This window comes from Sphingobium sp. FG58, from assembly GCF_057809055.1.
The window spans coordinates 280,125-298,581 of sequence record NZ_JBMDJF010000002.1; the positions used below are offsets into that span (position 1 = coordinate 280,125).

The window sequence follows — 18,457 nt, forward strand, 5'->3', positions numbered from 1 at the left end:
AACCGTTCGTCCTGAGTAGCCATTGAGCTTGTCGAAATGGCGTATCGAAGGACCGCGTTTGGGCGCTGCCCCTTCGATACGGGCCTTCGACTTCGCTCAGTCCCTACTCAGGACGAACGGTCGTGGTTCAAATCAATCTTGCTCTGACCTACTCCCCATCTCGCCCGTAAACATCGGGCAGAAACTGCACCCCCTGCGCCGTGGGCACCGCCGTCAGGTAGGTGAGAAACACCGGCACCGGCTGAGGCAATGGCTGATGCTGTTCCGGCGCGCTGCCGTCCGCCACCGGCTGCTTACCGAAGAACCAGCGGCCCAGACGCTGGGCATCCTCCAATCGCACGCAGCCATTGCTGAAATGGCGTGAGGGCTTGGCGAACAGGTCGCGCGAGGGGGTGTCGTGCAGGTAGATGCCAAGGTCGTTGGGGAACATGAACTTGACCCGGCCCATCGCATTGTCGCCGCCGGGCAACTGGCGAACGCGCACTTCGCTGCGCCCCGCCGCGACCGACCGCCAGTCGATTGCGCTCTGGGCCAGTGGCGCAGGATTGGCGCTCCAATCGGTCAGCGCTTCATAATGCAGGCCTTTGAGCGATGCGCCATTCAGGATTTTGGGCGCGACCCGGCTTTGCACCAGGTCGGGCGGGATGTTCCAATAGGGGTTGAGCGTGGCGTAGCGGATCATCCCCGCCATCATCGGCGTCTGCGTGTCCTTCGCGCCCACCACGACCTTCATCGTGCCGTCGAGCGAACCCTTGCTGTAATACCATAGCCGCGCCGAGGCGGCATCGACCACGACATGGCGCACCCAGGGTCCAGGGAGCAGCCGCGTCCGCTCCATATTGAGCGCCAGCAGCCGCTCATAATAGGACACGCCCCGGTTGAGCGCAATGATGGTCTGCGCGCCCGCAACGCCATCGGCATTCAGGCCATGGTCGCTCTGAAAGCTGCGCACCCGTGCCGCCAGCGCCTTGTCATAGGCGGTGCCGTCGGGCAGGCCGAGCCGGTGGCGCAGCAGCGCGATCTCCGGCACGCGGCCGCCGGGGCGCAGCTTGACGCCTTCCGGCACGGTCACGTCGGGCAGGTCGCCCCACTTCGCCTGATAGTCGGCGCGGGCGGTGCGCAACTGCATGTAGAAGGGACTCATCCAGCCTGCGGTCTGGATATAGTCGGTCAGCGACGGGGTGATGGCGGCGGCGCGCAGCAGGTCGGACGGATCGGGATCGCGCGGCTCGACCTCCGGGTCGAGATAGCGCATCCCCATGCCGCGCGCCGGGCGACGCATGTCCGCGACCAGCGCGGCGAACGCCTTGGACAGGGCCAGATCGGCGCGGGCCAGTGCCTTGGGCGTGGGACTGGCGTCGGCTTCCTCGATCAGGCGCTGGAGGCCGCGCGGGTCATAGTCGCGCGGGTCGAGGCCATCGACATCGACGCTGGCGATCAGCGCCAGCAGCGCGTCCGCCTGCGGCCCGATCGCGTCCTTTTCGACCCAGAGCGGCCAATAGCCACGGGGGGCGTAAAATTCCTTGAGCTTGCCGCTGACGCCTGCGCGGATTTCGGTCGCGACGCTGGACTTCGCGGCCTCGGCGGGCGCTGCCGGTTGGGCGCGCGCGGCCAGCGGCATGACGGCGCACGCGGTCAGCAGCAGGGCGAGGGGCAAGGTGCGGGCGCGGCGGTGGTGCCGCGCCCGGTTCAACTTACGGATCAGCCGCGTTCTCCGCGACGGGGCGCTGGCGGCGGGGGTGGCGGCGGGCAAGGCGGACCCTGCACGGCATGATACATGCCGTCCGACGTATAATAGCCATCGACATAGCCGTCGCCATCGCGGTCGGCGGCAACGGTGCCAGCGATCGCGCCGGGGCCGACGGGCGGCGCGACGGTGACGGGGGCTTCATTCGTCGCGCAGGCGCTCAGTGCGAGCAACCCGGCAGCAGCCAAAGCCATATGGTTGATTTTCATATCTTCTCCCTGGGCGCGATGGCGGGGATCGCCGGACGCCGCGTTGAACCTCTTGCCGCAGCAACTGCGACAGCAGCTACGACGCGGGGCCAACGTGCGAACCGCGCAAAAAATCCATTACCGGAGCGAAATGACGGCGAATAGTGGCTTAACCACGATAATGTGCGGACAGTGCCGAAAATCAGTCCTGCATCCAGTCGGCGGATGCAATGCCCTGCGCATAAAGCAGCACCGACAGGTCGCCATGGACGATCTCCGCCGCCGCCGCCGCGCGGGTCTTGGGCTTGGCATGATAGGCAACGCCCAGCCCTGCCCCTTCGATCATCGGAATGTCGTTCGCGCCATCGCCCACCGCCAGCGTCAGCGCCCGGTCGATACCGCCAGCGATCATGGCTTCGAGTTCCGCCCGCTTGCGCGCGGCGTCGACGATCGGGCGGGAGACGGTGCCGAGCAGCGCGCCATCGGCAATCTCCAGCACATTGGCGACGGCGGCATCGAAGCCGATTTCCTCCGCCACTGGTCCTGTAAAACGGGTGAAGCCGCCCGACACCAGCAGCGCCCGTGCGCCGCGCGCCTTCATCGTGCGGACCAGCGCCTTGGCCCCCGGCATGATTTTCACCCGTTCGGCGCGGCAGCGGTCGATGGCGCTGTCGTCCAGTCCTTTGAGCAGAGCGACCCGCTCGTCCAGCGCGCCTGCAAAGTCCAGTTCGCCGCGCATCGCCCGTTCGGTAATCTCGGCGATCTGCGGCTTGATCCCGGCATAGTCGGCCAGTTCGTCGATACATTCGACGGTGATCATGGTCGAATCCATGTCGGCGATGATCAGCGCCTTTTCGCGGGTGGCTTGCGGCTGGACGATGATGTCGATCCCCTGCCCCAGACCCATCAGCGCCGCGCGGGCCGCGACGGAATCGGCGGCGAAGAAGATGTCGGCGGCCTTGTCCGCGTCCAGCCAGATGGTATCGCCCGGCTGGCAACCCGCTTGGGCAAGCCGATCGAGCGCCTCTGCAATATCCCCCTGCCCCATCGAGGCGCTTGCCACTAAGGTCGCGACGAACATGCTACACTCCGAACCAAGAACCGGCGAATCCCGCCCACGGGTCGCGCTTATTGCCGGGCCGACCGCCAGCGGCAAGAGCGCGCTTGCCATTGCACTGGCCAAGGCCACGGGCGGCGTCGTCATCAATGCCGATGCCAGCCAGGTCTATGCCGACCTTGCCATCCTGTCCGCCCGCCCTTCGCCAGAGGAAATGGGCGATGTCCCGCACCGGCTGTTCGGCCATATCGACGGGGCGGAGGCCTGCACCGCACCGCGCTGGGCGGCGGAGGCAAAGGCGGAGATTGCCGCCGCCCATGACGCCGCCCGCCTGCCGGTGCTGGTTGGCGGGACCGGCCTCTATATTCGCACGCTGCTGGACGGGATCGCCCCGGTGCCGGAGATCGACCCGGAGATTCGCGCGACGGTGCGGGCGCTGCCGGTCGCAGACGCCCATGCGGCGCTGAGCGTCGAAGATCCCGAAGCCGCCGCGCGCCTCGCCCCTGCCGACACGACGCGGGTGGCGCGGGCGCTGGAGGTGGTGCGATCGACCGGCAGGCCGCTCAAAGCCTGGCAGCAGCATAAGAGCGGCGGGATTCGCGACACCATCACCCTGTCGCCGATGATCCTGCTGCCGCCGCGCGACTGGCTGATGGAGCGGTGCGACCGGCGGTTCGGGCTGATGATGGAGCAGGGCGCGGTGGCGGAGGTGGAGGCGCTGCTGGCGCGTAACCTGCATCCCGACCTGCCGGTAATGCGGGCGATCGGCGTGCCGGAAATCCGCGGCTGGATCAAAGGCGACACTGAGCTGGACATAGCAATTGAAAAAGGTCGGCTGGCGACGCGGCAATATGCCAAGCGGCAATATACCTGGTTCTCCAACCAGCCCCCGCCGGGCTGGGAGCGGGAGAGACAGCATATTGATGACAAAATTATCGAAGAATTAGCAATTAAATTACAACAATAATATTTGACACGTCATTTTATGTCAGATAGTGGCCGCCACCTTGCCATTTCGCGTCGCTTGACGCAAAGGGCGCAGCTTGAACAATGCGAAGGAATCTATCGTGGCCGAAAAGAGCGGCGCGGACATTTTGGTCGAATGCCTGCTGGATCTGGGCGTCGAAGTCGTGTTCGGCTATCCGGGCGGCGCGGTGCTGCCCATTTACGACGCGCTCTTCAATCATCCCACGATCAAGCATGTGCTGGTCCGCCACGAACAGGGCGCGACCCATATGGCGGAGGGCTATGCCCGGTCGACCGGCAAGCCCGGCGTCGTCCTGGTCACGTCCGGCCCCGGCGCGACCAATGCCGTCACCGGCATCACTGACGCGCTGATGGATTCGATCCCCATGGTCGTCATCACCGGCCAGGTTCCAACGCAACTGATCGGCACCGACGCTTTTCAGGAAGCGGACACGGTCGGCATCACGCGCCACTGCACCAAACATAATTATCTGGTGAAGGACCCGGCCAAACTGGCGGGCGTCATTCATGAGGCGTTCCATATCGCTACCACCGGCCGCCCCGGCCCGGTCGTCATCGACATTCCCAAAAATGTCCAGATCGCCACGGCACCCTACAAGCGTCCCGAACCGGTCGCCCATGCCAGCTATCGCCCGCAGACAAAGGCGGACGCCGCCGGGATCGACGCAGCGGTCGAGATGCTGGCGGCCGCGGAACGCCCGATTTTCTACACCGGCGGCGGCGTCATCAACAGCGGACCGGAAGCCTCCACCCTGCTGCGCGAACTGGCCGCGATGACCGGCGCGCCCGTCACCTCCACGCTGATGGGTCTGGGCGCCTATCCCGCAACCGGGCCGCAATGGCTGGGGATGCTGGGGATGCACGGCACCTATGAAGCCAATTTTGCGATGAATCAGGCCGACCTGATCGTCTGCGTCGGCGCGCGCTTCGATGACCGGGTGACTGGCCGTCTGGATGCCTTCGCGCCCAACAGCCGCAAGGTCCATATCGATATCGACCGCAGCAGCATCAACAAGATCGTCGATGTCGACGTCGCCATCGTCGCCGACGTTGGCAGCGCGCTGACCGATATGGTGGCGCTGTGGAAGGCCCGCGGCCATGAAGCCGCCGACCTGTCCGCCTGGTGGGCGCAGATCGACGGCTGGCGCGCGAAAAAGTCGCTCGACTATGCCGAAAACGCGACCGAGATCATGCCCCAGCGCGCGATCGCGGATCTTTACAAGGCATGCACCGCGACCGGCAAAGACATCATCATCACCACCGAAGTCGGCCAGCACCAGATGTGGGCGGCGCAGCATTTCGGTTTTGATGCGCCCAATAAATGGCTGACGTCCGGTGGCCTTGGCACGATGGGCTATGGCTTTCCGGCAGCCATCGGCGCGCAGATGGGCAATCCCGACAGTCTGGTCATCTGTATCGCTGGCGATGCGTCGATTCAGATGAACATTCAGGAAATGGGGACCGCGACCCAGTACCGTCTGCCGGTCAAGATTTTCATCCTGAACAATGAATATATGGGCATGGTCCGCCAGTGGCAGGAACTGACCTATCAGAGCCGCTATTCCAACAGCTATTCCGACAGCCTGCCCGATTTCGTGAAGCTGGCGGAGGCCTATGGCTGGACCGGCATCCGTATCGACGGACCCGCCGATCTGGAAAGTGGCATCCGCGCTATGATCGACACGCCCGGCCCGGTGATCGTCGATTGCCGCGTGGCCAAGCTGTCCAACTGTTTCCCGATGATCCCGTCGGGCGCGGCGCATACCGAGATGCTGCTCGATCCCAGTCAGGTGAAGGGCAGCATGACGGACGAAGCCAAGGCGCTGGTGTGACCCAACACCTCAAGCTTCGCATCCACGTTACGGAACCATGGGATTTCGAGCGGAACGCGGGCAGCGCCGAGCTGACCGGATGGACCATCGACCATGCCGACCCGGACAATGAGGAATGGGAAGTGCATCTGGACCATGGGTTCGAACATCATGGCGACCATATCGGCACGCTGCTGATCGGGCCGCGCTATGTGGGCGAGCATCTGAGCCGCATGTTCGATGCGGTGACGGGCTTTCCCGTCCGCCTCGCCCACCGGCAGGATGGTAGCTGGCATTATGCCTTTACGGCGATGATTTCGCAGCGCCCCGACAATGCGGACGGGCACGCTGAACAGGATAACGGGACAAGCATCTGATGCATATTCAGGAAGAACTGAGCCAGCGGCACGTCCTGTCGCTGACCGTCTCCAACGAGGCGGGCATATTGGCGCGCATCGCCGGGCTGTTCACCGCGCGCGGCTATAATATCGACAGCCTGACCGTGGCCGACATCACCCCCGACCATGGCGTGAGCCGCATCACCATCGTCACCAGCGGCCCGCCCAAGGTGATCGACCAGATCATGGCCCAACTCGATCGGCTGGTTTCGGTCCACAAGGTCACCGACCTCACCGAAAGCGGCCCCTTCGTCGAGCGCGAACTGGCGCTGGTCAAGGTCGCGGGCGTTGGCGAGGACCGGATCGAGGCGCTGCGCCTGGCCGATGTGTTCCGCGCCAAGGTGGTCGACACGACCATCGAAAGCTTCATTTTCGAGATTACCGGCACCACCGACAAGGTGGACAATTTCGTGGGGCTTATGCGCCAGATCGGCCTGGTCGAGGTTGGCCGCACCGGTGTGGTCGGCCTGATCCGGGGGAAAGAAGCGATTTAACCTGAATTCTCCTCTCCCCGGCGGGGAGAGGAAGCGAGACTTGGCAGTCGATTCAGAGGCACGTGACTCTGATCGACTGCCTAGTCGCAGCTGGAGAGGGGGCCGGCACAGCGGTCCCCCTCTCCAACTTCATCTAGGCACGGCTTCGCCGCGCCAAGATTTCGTATCCTCTCCCCTGAAGGGGCGAGGAAAATGGCACGGTTCGAGGGAAGAGACACTCATGAAGGTTTATTACGATCACGACGCGGACATCGGCCTGATCAAGGGCAAGAAGGTCGCCATTCTGGGTTACGGGTCGCAGGGCCATGCCCATGCACAGAATCTGCGTGACAGCGGCGTCGCTGAAGTCGCCATCGCGCTGCGCCCCGGTTCGGCGTCGGCCAAGAAGGCGGAAGGCGCGGGCTTCAAGGTATTGCCCAACGCGGAAGCTGCCGCCTGGGCCGACGTCCTCATGATCCTGGCCCCCGACGAGCATCAGGCCGCCATCTATGCCGACGACATCCACGCCAATCTGCGCCCCGGCGGGGCGCTGGCCTTTGCCCATGGCCTGAACGTCCATTTCGGCCTGATCGAAACCCGCAAGGACGTGGACGTCATCATGATCGCGCCCAAGGGTCCGGGCCACACTGTCCGTTCCGAATATCAGCGCGGCGGCGGCGTCCCCTGCCTGATCGCGGTCCATCAGGACGCGACCGGCAACGCGCATGATATTGCCCTGTCCTACGCCAGCGGCGTCGGCGGCGGTCGCAGCGGCATCATCGAAACCAACTTCCGCGAGGAATGCGAAACCGACCTGTTCGGCGAGCAGGCCGTGCTGTGCGGCGGCGCCACCGCGCTGGTCCAGGCCGGTTTCGAAACGCTGGTCGAGGCGGGCTATGCGCCGGAAATGGCCTATTTCGAGTGCCTGCACGAACTCAAGCTGATCGTCGACCTGATGTACGAAGGCGGCATCGCCAATATGCGCTATTCGATCAGCAACACCGCCGAATATGGCGACATCAAGACCGGCCCGCGCATCATTACCGAAGAAACCAAGAAGGAAATGAAGCGCGTGCTGGCCGACATCCAGTCGGGCCGCTTCGTCAAGGACTTCGTCCTCGACAACCGCGCCGGCCAGCCGGAACTGAAGGCCAGCCGCATCGCCGCCAAGCGTCACCCGATCGAGGAAACCGGCGCCAAGCTGCGCGCGATGATGCCCTGGATCGGCGCCAACAAGCTGGTGGACCAGGAAAAGAACTGACGGCCAAGCATTGGCCGTCACCCCGGCGAAGGCCGGGGTCCAGGGCGGCTAAAGCGCAGGTGGCATAGCGCACGCACCGGAACGATCCGTTTCCGGTTACGGCTCTGGAACAATTTAGGGGCGTAGCTTATTCAAGCTGCGCCCCTTGATCGTTTTGGAGAGTCCCCCATGCAAAAATATCTCATTCCCGCCGCCGCCCTGATCGCCCTGACCGGCGGCACCGTCCTGATCGCGCAGGGGCCGATGACCGCGCCCGGCACCAAAGATGCCGCGAAGGTGACCGGCGGCACTTACACCGTCGATCCGGGCCATACCCAGGTCGTGTTCGCTTGGGACCATATGGGTTTCACCAGCAATATGGGCACCATCGCCGAACCGACCGGCACCCTGACCCTGGACAAGGCGAACCCGGCCGCGTCCAAAGTATCCGTCACCTTCACGATCGCCAATCTGCGCACCGGTGTGCCCAAGCTGGACGAGCATCTGATGAAGGCGGATTTCTTCGACGCCGCCAAATTTCCGACCGCAACCTTCGTATCGACCAGCGTGAAGCCCGACGGCGCGACCGGCGCGGACATCACCGGCAATCTGACGATCAAGGGCGTGACCAAGCCGGTGACGCTGGACGCTGAACTTTACGGCGCGGGCAAGGCCCCGGCGATGGCGGGCGGCAAGGAAAATGTCGGCTTCGTCGCGACCGGCGCGATCAAGCGCAGCGATTTCGGCATGGGCTATGGCGTGCCGATGGTCGGCGATACTATCGAACTGAAGATCGTCGCCGCGTTCCAGAAGTAAGACGACTACCTACTCCCTCTCCGTCACCCCGGACTTGCTCCGGGGTCCAGGGCGTCGGGCGCTGTGTGCCGGACCCTGGATCCTGACTTTCGTCAGGATGACGGATCTGGGTTGGGCAATAAGCACTGGACGCCCCGCCCCAAAAGCGGCTATGCCGACCCCATCATGCAGAGCGCGACGCTTCTTTCCCTGCTACGACTTACACGCCCTTAGGCGTGGTTTTTGCGCTGCCTTTCGATTATGGGCAGCAACGATACGCCTAAGGGCTTCCTTTTCGCTGATCATCGTTAACCGGGCCGCGCGCCATTCATAGCTGCGCGCCCGTTCGCAAAAGAAGTAGCTGTCCCATGATGCTGACCGATCCGTCCCAGAAATATCGCGCCTTCCCCCAGATCGACCTGCCCAATCGCCAATGGCCCGGCAATGTCATCACGTCGCCCCCGCGCTGGCTCTCGACCGACCTGCGCGATGGCAATCAGGCGCTGATCGACCCGATGAATGCGGAGAAAAAGAGCCGCTTCTTCGACCTGCTGGTCAAGGTTGGCGTCAAGGAGATTGAGGTCGGTTTCCCCTCGGCCGGTGCGACCGAGTTCGACTTCATCAGCGGGCTGGTGAAGGATGGGCGCATCCCCGACGATGTGATGGTGCAGGTGCTGACGCAAGCGCGCGAGGATCTGATCGCGACGACGTTTGAATCGTTGCGCGGCGCGAAGAAAGCCATCGTCCATGTCTATAATGCGGTGTCGCCCGCCTGGCGGCGGATCGTGTTCGGGATGGAAAGGCCGCAGATCAAGGAGATCGCCGTCACTGCCGCCAAGCTGCTGCGCGACAATGCGGCGGCCCAGCCCGACACGGACTGGCATTTCGAATATTCGCCCGAAACCTTCTCCACCGCCGAGCTGGATTTCAGCCTGGAGTGTTGCGAGGCGGTGATGGACATACTGATGCCCACGCCGGACAAGCCGCTGATCCTGAACCTGCCAGCGACCGTCGAATGCGCCACGCCCAACATCTATGCCGACCAGATCGAATGGATGTGCCGCCATATTTCGCGCCGCGACAGCGTCGTCATCTCGCTCCACCCGCATAATGATCGTGGCACCGGCGTGGCGGCGGCGGAACTGGGGCTGATGGCGGGCGCGGACCGGGTCGAAGGCTGCCTGTTCGGCAATGGCGAACGCACCGGCAATTGCGATCTGGTGACCGTCGCGCTCAACATGTACACGCAGGGGATCAACCCCGGTCTGGACTTCAGCGACATTGACGAGGTGATCCAGACAGTCGAATATTGCAACCAGTTGCCCGTCCATCCGCGCCACCCCTATGCTGGCGAACTGGTGTTCACGGCGTTTTCCGGCAGCCATCAGGACGCGATCAAGAAGGGTTTTGCCGCGCAGGAAGCGCGCAACGACCTGATCTGGGACGTCCCCTATCTGCCGATCGATCCCAAGGATCTGGGCCGCGATTATGAGGCGGTGATCCGCGTCAATTCGCAGTCGGGCAAGGGCGGCGTCGCCTGGGTGTTGCAGCAGGACAAGGGCTTCAAACTGCCCAAGCGGATGCAGGCCGATTTCAGCCGCGTGGTGCAGGGCATGGCCGACAGCAGCAGCCGCGAACTCAACGCCGCGGACATCTGGACCGCCTTCCAGGACCATTATCGCCTGGGTGGCGAGCAGGCCTATCGCCTGATCGACTATCAGGAGGGCGGCGCGGCGGGCGACCGCATCTTCACCGGCAAGATTGCGCACAAGGGCGGCGAGCGGAGCATTTCGGGGCGCGGCAACGGCCTGCTCTCGTCGGTGCTGGCGGCGCTGCGCGACGAACTGGGCGTCGAGCTGGAGATTGCCGACTATAGCGAACATGCGATCGGATCGGGCAGCGACGTGAACGCCGCCGCCTATGTCGAATGCCGCACGCCCGACGGGCGCACGGTGTTCGGCGTGGGGACGGATGCGGACGTTGCGACCGCTTCGGTGCAGGCAGTGCTGTCGGCGGCGAATGCGGTGGCGCGAGGGTAAGCAAATATGGTGTTCCCGCGCAGGCGGGAACCCAGTCCAGACCTTGCGAGACGATCCGAGGTCGGAACTGGGCTCCTGCCTGCGCAGGAGCACGGTTTTTCTACTTCGCCAAAGCCCGCACCACCGCGTCCCACTGCACCAGCGACTCCCCGATCCCCGCGACCGGCACCCGCTCGTTCAGACCGTGGGCGAAGCCGTCCTCGGCCTTCATGAACAGGCTGGACACGCCGTAACTTGGCACGCCCAGCGCGCGGAAATACAGGCTGTCGGTCGCGCCCGCCGACATGCCGGGCATTACGGTGATGCCCGGCGAACGGGCGGTCACCGCGTCGCGCACCGCCTTCATGACGTCAGCGCGCAGAGGCGACGCATCGCTGGCCAGCGGATCGCCCAGCGTGGTCACGGCCGCGCTGCTGTCCGCCACCACTTTCACCAGTTCCGCCTTCACCGCGTCGATCGCCACGCCGGGGAAGATGCGGCAATTGACCATCACCTTGGCGCTTTGCGGCAGGGCGTTGAGCGCATGGCCCGCTTGCGCCATGGTCGCGACGCAGGTGGTGCGGACCTGGCCGACAAATTCCGGCTTGGTCGACAGCAACTCCGCCGCCGCCATGTCGCCCGTCTCCGCATAACGCTGCATCGCCGCGCCGACCTCGCCGCCGATCCGGCCCGCCGACAGCGACAGCGACGCCTTTGTCAGTTCATTGCGCATCGGCGGGAATTGATAGGCGGCGATCCTGTCGATCGCCTTCGCCAGCCGGTAGATGGGATTGCCCGGCGTCGGCGCGCTGCTATGCCCGCCCGGATCGGTAAAGCCGATCTCGAAATCGGCATAGGTTTTCTCGCCCGCCTGCAATTGGTAGAGGACGGGCTTCCCTTCCTCATTCAGCAGCCCGCCGCCGCCATCGCCGTTCAGCAGCAATTCGGCATCTTTATACTGCGCCGCCAGCGCCTTGGTCGTCACCATCGCGGTCTCTTCGTCGCCCGACAAGAGCAGGGTGACGGTGCGGCGGGGGGTCCAGCCCTGTTTCTTCAGCTGCGCCAGCGTCGCGACCATCATCGCGACGTCATATTTATTATCCTCCGACCCGCGCCCGAAAATATAGCCATTTTCTTCGACCGGCACGAAAGGATCGCGGGTCCAGTCCGCCCGGTCGGCTGCCACCACATCCATATGGCCGATCATCAGCAGGGGTTTGAGTTTGGCATCGCGCCCCTTGATCGTCGCGGCCAGCGTCGCCGTTTCGCCCATCGGCGTGATGACGATGTCGGCGTCGGCAAAGCCCGCCGCCTTCAACACCGACGCATAATAAGCCGCCAGCTTTGGCACCTGCCCTGCCCCCTCCACCGTGCGAAAGGCGACCGAGCGCATCAATATGTCCTTCGCCACTGCCGGGTCCGCCGCCGCCATCGCGCCATGGGGCAGCATCAACGCCGCGCCCGTCATCGCCACTGTCATGCGCCGCAACATCATCTATTTGCACTCCCTGATGGACCGTTACGCCCTGTGTGGCATAGCGGATTGCGTCGGCCAATGCGTTTGACCCGACGACAAGCGGAAAGAGGGCCACCTTATCCACCTTGTCCCCCCTCAAGATTTGCTTGCGCGCAATCGGCCCGGTCGATCCCATATCACCGGCCGATCGCCAAAGGACGGTACAACATGGCCCTACCCTATCGCAGTTTCGGATTTCAGGTGCTGGTCGGCATGGTCGCGGGACTCGCGCTGGGCCTTGTCGCACGCCAGATCGGCGCGGGGCCGGATGGCGATCTCAACTGGCTGGCGACCACGCTCAAGACGGTCGGATCGATCTTCGTCTCCTTGCTCAAGGCCATCGTGCCGCCCCTGGTGTTCGCGGCCATCGTCGCGTCGATCGCCAATCTGCGCGCGCTTGATAATGGCGCGCGGCTGGCGGGGCAGACATTGTTGTGGTTCGCCATCACCGCGCTGATCGCGGTCCTCATTGGCCTCGCCATCGGTATCGTCACCCAGCCGGGCGTGGGCCTGAGCAACGTCGCGCTGGTCGCCAAGCCGCCATCGTCGGTCGGCGGCTGGCTCGATTTCCTCAAAGGGCTGGTGCCGGGCAACAGCCTGGCGTTGTCAGGCAGCACCAAGATCGGCGAGGATGGCGCGGCCAGCACCAGCATCAGCTTCAACATATTGCAATTGCTGGTCATCGCCATCGCGGTGGGCCTGGCGACGCTGAAAGTCGGGGAGAAGGCCGACCCCTTCCTCGCCTTCATCCGCTCGCTGCTGGCGGTAGTGCGTGCGCTGCTCGGCTGGGTCATTCGCCTGACGCCGATCGGGTCGGCGGGGCTGATCGGGGCGGCGGTCGCCACCTATGGCTGGGACGCGCTGGCGCGGCTGGGTGTGTTCACCGGCGCCATCTATCTGGGTTTGGCGATCGTCCTGCTGATCGTTTACCCAACGCTATTGATCGCCCATGGTTTGAAGCCCCTGCCCTTCTTCGCCAAGGCCTGGCCCGCGATCCAGCTGGGCTTCGTCTCCCGCTCCTCGGTCGGCACCCTGCCCGTCACCGAAGCCGTGACCGAGCGGCTGGGCGTCGACAAAAGCTACGCCGCCTTCGCCATTCCGCTGGCCTCCACCACCAAGATGGATGGCTGCGCGTCGATCTACCCCGCGCTGGCGGCGATCTTCGTCGCGGGCTTTTACGGCATCCCGTTAGGCGTGGTCGATTATGCGCTGATCGCGGTGGTGTCGGTGATCGGCTCGGCGGCAACGGCAGGCCTGACCGGCGCGACCGTGATGCTGACGCTGACCCTGTCGACGCTGGGCCTGCCACTGGAGGGCGCGGGGCTGCTGCTGGCGATCGACCCGATTTTGGACATGGGCCGCACGGCGGTGAATGTCGCGGGGCAGGTGCTGGTGGGCGTGGTCGTCGCCAAACGCGAGGGGATTTTGGACGAGGGCGCTTATTATGGCGAGGGGGCGTTGGTGGCTGGGTAGCGCCAATCCTCGCCGTTCGTCGGCGGTTTTCCTGCACCTGAAAGCGGTCGTTCAGATTATGACAGAGTCTGGGACATCTCGGGACGGCAGCAACCGAAAAGCGATCTGGTCAAAGTAGCCTCTCGGTCAAACGGTAGCCTGGGACAGAGGTGCGACTTAACAAAGATAGCCTTTTTTGACTGAAGATCAGATCCACGTCGAACGGATAGCTTTGGGGAGCACAAATCCAATATCTGGCTTGAGGGCGACAGCGGGTGCTGCACCCAGATTGTCAACGCCACTAAAAGCAAGGCTGTCGAGAAGAGTGCGCTGCCCTCGGTTCAGCCCTTCAAACCACGTCGGGTTAAAGAAGATATTTTCGACATGTTTGACAACGAACTGAAGGCAGAGACTTGCCCTCTGGTCTCCGGATACCAGATCGATTTGATCGGCGATGATCTTCGCGGGCGCATCTGGAGTGTCGCGCCAAGACACGCAGATGTAGTCTCCTGGATCGCCTACAAAGGATGCGAAGAAGATCTGCTGAAGCAACTCGTCGCCATACCCGTTCTGAAGCGTTGCGCCATGGAGATCGCTGAGGGGGGACCAAGCCCCAGCGAACATGAAGGGAAGCCGACCATCAAGTTCGATGACGAGCGAACGCAGCACCCCGAACTGCTGATGAACGACCGCGTTTGTGATGACTTGGTACGTCGCGCGCAATTCCCGTCTCGCGGCCTCATTCCCCTGATCCAACTGCTGAATAATAGCCTGAATCATGATCTGAGTCTGCAAGTCTCGCCCTTTGTCTGCGTCGCGCAGAATAGTCTTCAGTTCTGAAGAGGCATCCTTGCCGAAAAGTTCGCGACTTAATGTCCGATAAGCGACTGCCAAATTTTGATCGGCACGACCGGCATACGGCTCGTTCTCGATGCAAGAAAAAATGCGCCGATCATGATCGGCGCAGAAGCCGTTGAAAACAGAAGCGTCTTTGATACCGATTGATTTAACCCGCAACTTTCCGCCGTTCTTATTAAGATCGGCTACGCTCGCACCGTAGTGCAGTACATGGCCATTTTTCGCAATTTTGCTAAGATTGGGCCCCTTGGATACAGTGTGAGCTCGGATGATCGCCCCTTTACACGGGCCAAACCCAGCATTCAGGGCCCAGCACGTTTTCTTCTGGAAAGCTCTGTGGTTTGCGGCGACAGCATCCCATGCGTTCCCTCTATCCTGCTCTTCGCGATTGAGGTGACATTTCTTGTACTTTAGCCCGGACCCGCACCAACATGGTCCATTTCTGTCTCGCCCTTTCATCCCTGCCCATTCATCCTTTGGCTAACGCGGCTTCGTATTCACACACCTCATGCGGATGCAAACGAGCTTGATGAAGTGGCAGTTGTGAACGAAATTCTGCAATTTCTGTGATGAGACCTGCTATATAAGCGGCCCAGCGTAGTTCTTCCAATTGCTCGTGTCCGACGCCTGCTTCAGATGGGTACCGAAGTCGACAGTGTTTCGTAGTCGCCGACGCCAAGGATTTTGCAAAATCTCTTCTGCCTTCACAAGCGGAAACGCAGTCGATGCATCTACAAGTGCAGACGCCTCCGGAACATTCCAAACGACACATGGATGAAGTGCAATCGCGCCAGCCTTGAATGGTGGAGGATAACAAACCAGTCCATCCTTCCCCCAGCAACTTTCAGCGTCTGGTAGTTGACTGCTACAAGCAACGCCAATCCAGTCTTGCGACATCTCTAACTCATGTGCGGCAATCACGGCTTTGCCGTAGGTCAGCCTACCCCACTGGTAAGGACCGAACGTGATCGCCCCCCGTATGAGTATGGACTGCTTAACACCTTCATTGAGTAGATGACGAGCAAAGGCTATTAAGCTCATGAGCCCCGCCCTACCCTCATTTGCCTTACAGAAAACAGTATCGGATATAAGTTGCGGCTTAATTCTTGACTTTGAAACTTCAGCAGCCTCATCAACCAACCTAAGCCAAGCGTCCACTTTTCCGTCTAATTGGTGACCTTTAGAGTTATTAACAATATTTTTAAAACCTAAAACATCACCAATGAAAAAATAGCCATTTTCCATTATCGCCCCGCAATATTTCTTTCTGCATGCGTGCATTATGAGATTAAAAAGAGCAACCCAATCCGTGCTGAGAGCGCTGATAGGCCGATAGTTCTGAGCCGGTTGGTGAGTTGACTACCCAGTTGCAGAGATTGAAAATCGGCAAATGAGGGATTCGGTGCGGTCGGCAGTCGAAGCCGCGTGAATGGCGACTATGCTCACATCCAGGCTCCGTACCGGACATTCCACAATCGGCCAATAGCCACGCCTCCTGCGCAAAATGTGCGTGCCATGACAGCCCTGTTGAAGGAGACATCGCGATGAAGAGTGCGGATTTCGACGGGATCATGGCCGGTCTGGCCGATGCGGTTGCCTATGCCAAGGGTGATGGCGCGCGCGGTCGCATAGTCGCTGGCCCGGATGTCAAGGCGATCCGTCAGATGACGAAGCTGGCACAGGATCCGTTCGTCAAGGCCGCTATATCCCCTTCTTCGTCATCCTGAACTTGTTTCAGGATCCATTTCTCGTCACGAGCCGAGGCTTTTGGGGCACGATGGATGCTGAAACAAGTTCAGCATGACGTTGGAGGGATAACGAAAGGGTCAGCTGCAATTCGCTTGCCCTTGGGGGAGATAAAACTGCCCCCCCCCGTGCTACCCCAATCCCAACACAAGCCCCCACTTCGCAAAACCCTCTTACTACAAAATCCGCCCTGCAAAGCCGCACCCACGCAAAACCAAACCCTAGGACACTCTATCCTTCGCAACTTTCGCACCCTCACGCCGCCCTGTCCTACCACGCCTCTATCGGCTATAGGCCGTGGCCCGAAGGGCAGAAGTGCGACATCAAGGCGAAGCAGTGGCAGACTATCAGGTGCATATCATCGGCGGCGGGCTGGCCGGTTCCGAAGCGGCGTGGCAATTGGCGCAGTCGGGGGTGAAGGTGCGCCTGTCGGAAATGCGGGGCGCGGGCGATATGTCCCCGGCGCATCAGACCGATGGCCTCGCCGAACTCGTTTGCTCCAACAGTTTCCGGTCCGACGATGCCGACAAGAATGCCGTGGGGCTGCTGCATCAGGAAATGCGTCGGCTCGATTCCGTCATCATGGCGCAGGCGGAGCCGGCCAAGGTGCCGGCAGGCTCCGCGCTGGCGGTGGATCGGCATGTCTTTTCGGGCGGCGTCACCCGCGCGCTGGCCGAGCATCCCAATGTGGAGATCATCCGCGAACGGATCGACACGCTGCCCACCTCCGGCATGACCATCGTGGCGACCGGGCCGCTGACCGCACCTGCGCTGGCGACCAGCATCGGCCAGGCGGCGGGGATGGAGCATCTGGCCTTTTTCGACGCGATCGCGCCGGTCATCCACCATGACAGCATCGACATGGACCAGTGCTGGATGGCCAATCGCTGGGACAAGATCGGCCCCGGCGGTGGCGAGGGGAAGGATTATATCAATTGCCCGATGAACCGGGAGCAATATGAGGCTTTCGTCCAGGGGCTGATCGACGGCGAAAAGACCGAATTTAAGGAATGGGAGGCCAACACCCCCTATTTTGAGGGCTGTATGCCGATCGAGGTGATGGCGTCGCGCGGGCCGGAAACGCTGCGCCACGGGCCGATGAAGCCGATGGGGCTGGACAATCCGCGCACCGGCCGCTGGCCCTATGCGGTGGTGCAGCTGCGGCAGGACAATGCCAGCGGGACGCTGTGGAACATGGTCGGCTTCCAGACCAAGCTGAAACATGGCGCGCAGGTGGAACTGTTCCGCACCATACCGGGGCTGGAGAAGGCGGAATTTGCGCGGCTGGGCGGGCTGCATCGCAATACCTTCATCCAGTCGCCCAAATTGCTGGATGCGACTTTGCGGCTGAAAAGTGCGCCGCATATCCGCTTTGCCGGGCAGATGACGGGGTGCGAGGGCTATGTCGAGAGCGCGGCGATCGGCCTGCTTGCCGGGCGCTTTGCCGCGGCGGAATTGCAGGGCCGGGTGATGACGCCCCCGCCCGCCGATACGGCGCTGGGCGCGCTGCTGGGCCATGTAACCGGCAATGTCGTGAGCGCGGACTATCAGCCGATGAACGTCAATTTCGGCCTGTTCCCGACGCTGGACGATGTGAAGAAGAAGCAGCGGAAAGAGGCCTATACGGCGCGGGCGCGGGCTTCGTTGGGGGCGTGGTTGGGGGAGATGGTGGGGGCGTAATCTCCCCACCCCCGTTGGATCAGCATTTGCACTTCGGCTTGAGGCTGCGTTTCGGCGCGGTCGCCGCGAATTCCACCGGGGTCAGTTTGCCATCCTTGTTGCCGTCCGCCGCGCCGAAGCGGTCCGATGTCGCCACCGCCCATTCCTCGAACGACAGCAGATTGTCGCCATCCTTGTCGAGCGCCTTGAACGCCTTGGTCCGGCTGCCCAGCATTTCGATCCGGGTGATGACGCCGTCGCGATTGCGATCGTAACGGGCGAAGCGCCGTTGTTCGCGGCTTTGCGGGCTGGCTTCGGCAGGCATGGGCGGGGCGTCGCCAGTGGCATCGGCATCACCTTCGGGCAGGCCCTCAATCTGCGGAGGCGGTGGCGGAGCGAGGGCCAGTTGCGGGACAGGCTGTTGGTTCGCCCGCCCCTGCCACCAGAACAGGCCGCCCGCGACCAGCAGCAGCATCGCCATCGCGCCCGCCAGCAATCGCCCCATGCCCTGT

At 62.7% G+C, this 18,457-nt stretch carries 17 protein-coding genes; 10 read left to right on the plus strand and 7 right to left on the minus strand.

Features of this window, described 5'->3' with window-relative positions; genetic code table 11:
* Nucleotides 1–148: 148 nt before the first annotated feature.
* The 3 genes from ACODR8_RS04115 to serB form a co-directional block, all read right to left on the minus strand.
* Complete coding sequence (locus ACODR8_RS04115) at nucleotides 149–1,753, minus strand: L,D-transpeptidase family protein (RefSeq protein ID WP_489006068.1); 1,605 nt, start codon at nucleotides 1,751–1,753, stop codon at nucleotides 149–151.
* Nucleotides 1,702–1,956 carry a hypothetical protein gene (locus tag ACODR8_RS04120; RefSeq protein WP_119744250.1) on the minus strand — a complete coding sequence of 85 codons (255 nt, stop codon included), beginning with the start codon at nucleotides 1,954–1,956 and terminating at the stop codon, nucleotides 1,702–1,704. The genes ACODR8_RS04115 and ACODR8_RS04120 overlap by 52 nt, the downstream gene beginning before the upstream one ends.
* Nucleotides 1,957–2,137: 181 nt before the next feature.
* Nucleotides 2,138–3,016: a phosphoserine phosphatase SerB gene (gene serB / locus ACODR8_RS04125; protein ID WP_489006069.1), complete on the minus strand. Its 879-nt coding sequence runs from the start codon at nucleotides 3,014–3,016 to the stop codon at nucleotides 2,138–2,140.
* Here serB and miaA point away from each other — a divergent pair.
* The 7 genes from miaA to leuA all read left to right on the plus strand — a co-directional run bounded on the left by miaA (nucleotide 3,015) and on the right by leuA (nucleotide 10,735).
* On the plus strand, nucleotides 3,015–3,959 hold the full coding sequence (gene miaA / locus ACODR8_RS04130) for a tRNA (adenosine(37)-N6)-dimethylallyltransferase MiaA (protein WP_489006070.1): 945 nt from the start codon (nucleotides 3,015–3,017) through the stop codon (nucleotides 3,957–3,959). The genes serB and miaA overlap by 2 nt on opposite strands.
* 100 nt (nucleotides 3,960–4,059) lie before the next feature.
* Complete coding sequence (locus tag ACODR8_RS04135; protein WP_489006189.1) at nucleotides 4,060–5,811, plus strand: acetolactate synthase 3 large subunit; 1,752 nt, start codon at nucleotides 4,060–4,062, stop codon at nucleotides 5,809–5,811.
* Nucleotides 5,808–6,167, plus strand: coding sequence for a hypothetical protein (locus tag ACODR8_RS04140; protein ID WP_489006071.1), 360 nt, complete (start codon nucleotides 5,808–5,810; stop codon nucleotides 6,165–6,167). Before ACODR8_RS04135 ends, ACODR8_RS04140 begins: the two co-directional genes overlap by 4 nt.
* On the plus strand, nucleotides 6,167–6,682 hold the full coding sequence (gene ilvN, locus ACODR8_RS04145; protein ID WP_489006072.1) for an acetolactate synthase small subunit: 516 nt from the start codon (nucleotides 6,167–6,169) through the stop codon (nucleotides 6,680–6,682). Before ACODR8_RS04140 ends, ilvN begins: the two co-directional genes overlap by 1 nt.
* Before the next feature lie 220 nt (nucleotides 6,683–6,902).
* The gene (gene ilvC, locus ACODR8_RS04150) at nucleotides 6,903–7,922 is read left to right on the plus strand and encodes a ketol-acid reductoisomerase (protein WP_489006073.1); all 1,020 of its coding nucleotides are present in this window, start codon (nucleotides 6,903–6,905) and stop codon (nucleotides 7,920–7,922) included.
* 168 nt (nucleotides 7,923–8,090) lie between these two features.
* The gene (locus tag ACODR8_RS04155) at nucleotides 8,091–8,717 is read left to right on the plus strand and encodes a YceI family protein (protein ID WP_489006074.1); all 627 of its coding nucleotides are present in this window, start codon (nucleotides 8,091–8,093) and stop codon (nucleotides 8,715–8,717) included.
* 347 nt (nucleotides 8,718–9,064) lie between these two features.
* The gene (gene leuA, locus ACODR8_RS04160; RefSeq protein ID WP_489006075.1) at nucleotides 9,065–10,735 is read left to right on the plus strand and encodes a 2-isopropylmalate synthase; all 1,671 of its coding nucleotides are present in this window, start codon (nucleotides 9,065–9,067) and stop codon (nucleotides 10,733–10,735) included.
* 100 nt (nucleotides 10,736–10,835) lie between these two features.
* Here the strand turns inward: leuA and ACODR8_RS04165 are convergent, their stop codons facing one another.
* A complete protein-coding gene (locus ACODR8_RS04165) occupies nucleotides 10,836–12,209 on the minus strand; it encodes a M20/M25/M40 family metallo-hydrolase (protein ID WP_489006076.1) in 1,374 nt (457 codons plus the stop codon).
* Nucleotides 12,210–12,398: 189 nt separating this feature from the next.
* Between ACODR8_RS04165 and ACODR8_RS04170 the strand changes: the two genes are divergently transcribed.
* Nucleotides 12,399–13,703 carry a dicarboxylate/amino acid:cation symporter gene (locus ACODR8_RS04170; protein ID WP_489006077.1) on the plus strand — a complete coding sequence of 435 codons (1,305 nt, stop codon included), beginning with the start codon at nucleotides 12,399–12,401 and terminating at the stop codon, nucleotides 13,701–13,703.
* A 186-nt stretch (nucleotides 13,704–13,889) separates the two neighbouring features.
* Here ACODR8_RS04170 and ACODR8_RS04175 read toward each other — a convergent pair whose 3' ends face one another.
* Together ACODR8_RS04175 and ACODR8_RS04180 are read right to left on the minus strand one after the other, a co-directional pair.
* Complete coding sequence (locus ACODR8_RS04175; protein ID WP_489006078.1) at nucleotides 13,890–14,999, minus strand: SEC-C domain-containing protein; 1,110 nt, start codon at nucleotides 14,997–14,999, stop codon at nucleotides 13,890–13,892.
* A gap of 120 nt (nucleotides 15,000–15,119) precedes the next feature.
* Nucleotides 15,120–15,785, minus strand: coding sequence for a hypothetical protein (locus ACODR8_RS04180; protein ID WP_489006079.1), 666 nt, complete (start codon nucleotides 15,783–15,785; stop codon nucleotides 15,120–15,122).
* A 299-nt stretch (nucleotides 15,786–16,084) separates the two neighbouring features.
* Between ACODR8_RS04180 and ACODR8_RS04185 the strand changes: the two genes are divergently transcribed.
* The gene (locus ACODR8_RS04185; protein WP_489006080.1) at nucleotides 16,085–16,267 is read left to right on the plus strand and encodes a hypothetical protein; all 183 of its coding nucleotides are present in this window, start codon (nucleotides 16,085–16,087) and stop codon (nucleotides 16,265–16,267) included.
* A 355-nt stretch (nucleotides 16,268–16,622) separates the two neighbouring features.
* Entirely contained in the window at nucleotides 16,623–17,966 is a 1,344-nt protein-coding gene (gene trmFO, locus ACODR8_RS04190; RefSeq protein WP_489006081.1) for a methylenetetrahydrofolate--tRNA-(uracil(54)-C(5))-methyltransferase (FADH(2)-oxidizing) TrmFO, read from the plus strand.
* Between the two features lie 19 nt (nucleotides 17,967–17,985).
* Here the strand turns inward: trmFO and ACODR8_RS04195 are convergent, their stop codons facing one another.
* The gene (locus tag ACODR8_RS04195; protein ID WP_489006082.1) at nucleotides 17,986–18,450 is read right to left on the minus strand and encodes an EF-hand domain-containing protein; all 465 of its coding nucleotides are present in this window, start codon (nucleotides 18,448–18,450) and stop codon (nucleotides 17,986–17,988) included.
* Nucleotides 18,451–18,457 lie beyond the last annotated feature (7 nt).

Coding starts and splice junctions, on each gene's coding strand:
- ACODR8_RS04175 (WP_489006078.1), bottom strand. CDS start 14,999: ATGAAAGGGCGAGACAGAAATGGACCATGTTGGTGCGGGTCCGGGCTA.
- leuA (WP_489006075.1), top strand. CDS start 9,065: ATGATGCTGACCGATCCGTCCCAGAAATATCGCGCCTTCCCCCAGATC.
- ACODR8_RS04155 (WP_489006074.1), top strand. CDS start 8,091: ATGCAAAAATATCTCATTCCCGCCGCCGCCCTGATCGCCCTGACCGGC.
- ilvC (WP_489006073.1), top strand. CDS start 6,903: ATGAAGGTTTATTACGATCACGACGCGGACATCGGCCTGATCAAGGGC.
- ACODR8_RS04120 (WP_119744250.1), bottom strand. CDS start 1,956: ATGAAAATCAACCATATGGCTTTGGCTGCTGCCGGGTTGCTCGCACTG.
- ilvN (WP_489006072.1), top strand. CDS start 6,167: ATGCATATTCAGGAAGAACTGAGCCAGCGGCACGTCCTGTCGCTGACC.
- ACODR8_RS04185 (WP_489006080.1), top strand. CDS start 16,085: ATGAAGAGTGCGGATTTCGACGGGATCATGGCCGGTCTGGCCGATGCG.
- ACODR8_RS04195 (WP_489006082.1), bottom strand. CDS start 18,450: ATGGGGCGATTGCTGGCGGGCGCGATGGCGATGCTGCTGCTGGTCGCG.
- ACODR8_RS04165 (WP_489006076.1), bottom strand. CDS start 12,209: ATGATGTTGCGGCGCATGACAGTGGCGATGACGGGCGCGGCGTTGATG.
- miaA (WP_489006070.1), top strand. CDS start 3,015: ATGCTACACTCCGAACCAAGAACCGGCGAATCCCGCCCACGGGTCGCG.
- ACODR8_RS04180 (WP_489006079.1), bottom strand. CDS start 15,785: ATGGAAAATGGCTATTTTTTCATTGGTGATGTTTTAGGTTTTAAAAAT.
- serB (WP_489006069.1), bottom strand. CDS start 3,016: ATGTTCGTCGCGACCTTAGTGGCAAGCGCCTCGATGGGGCAGGGGGAT.
- ACODR8_RS04170 (WP_489006077.1), top strand. CDS start 12,399: ATGGCCCTACCCTATCGCAGTTTCGGATTTCAGGTGCTGGTCGGCATG.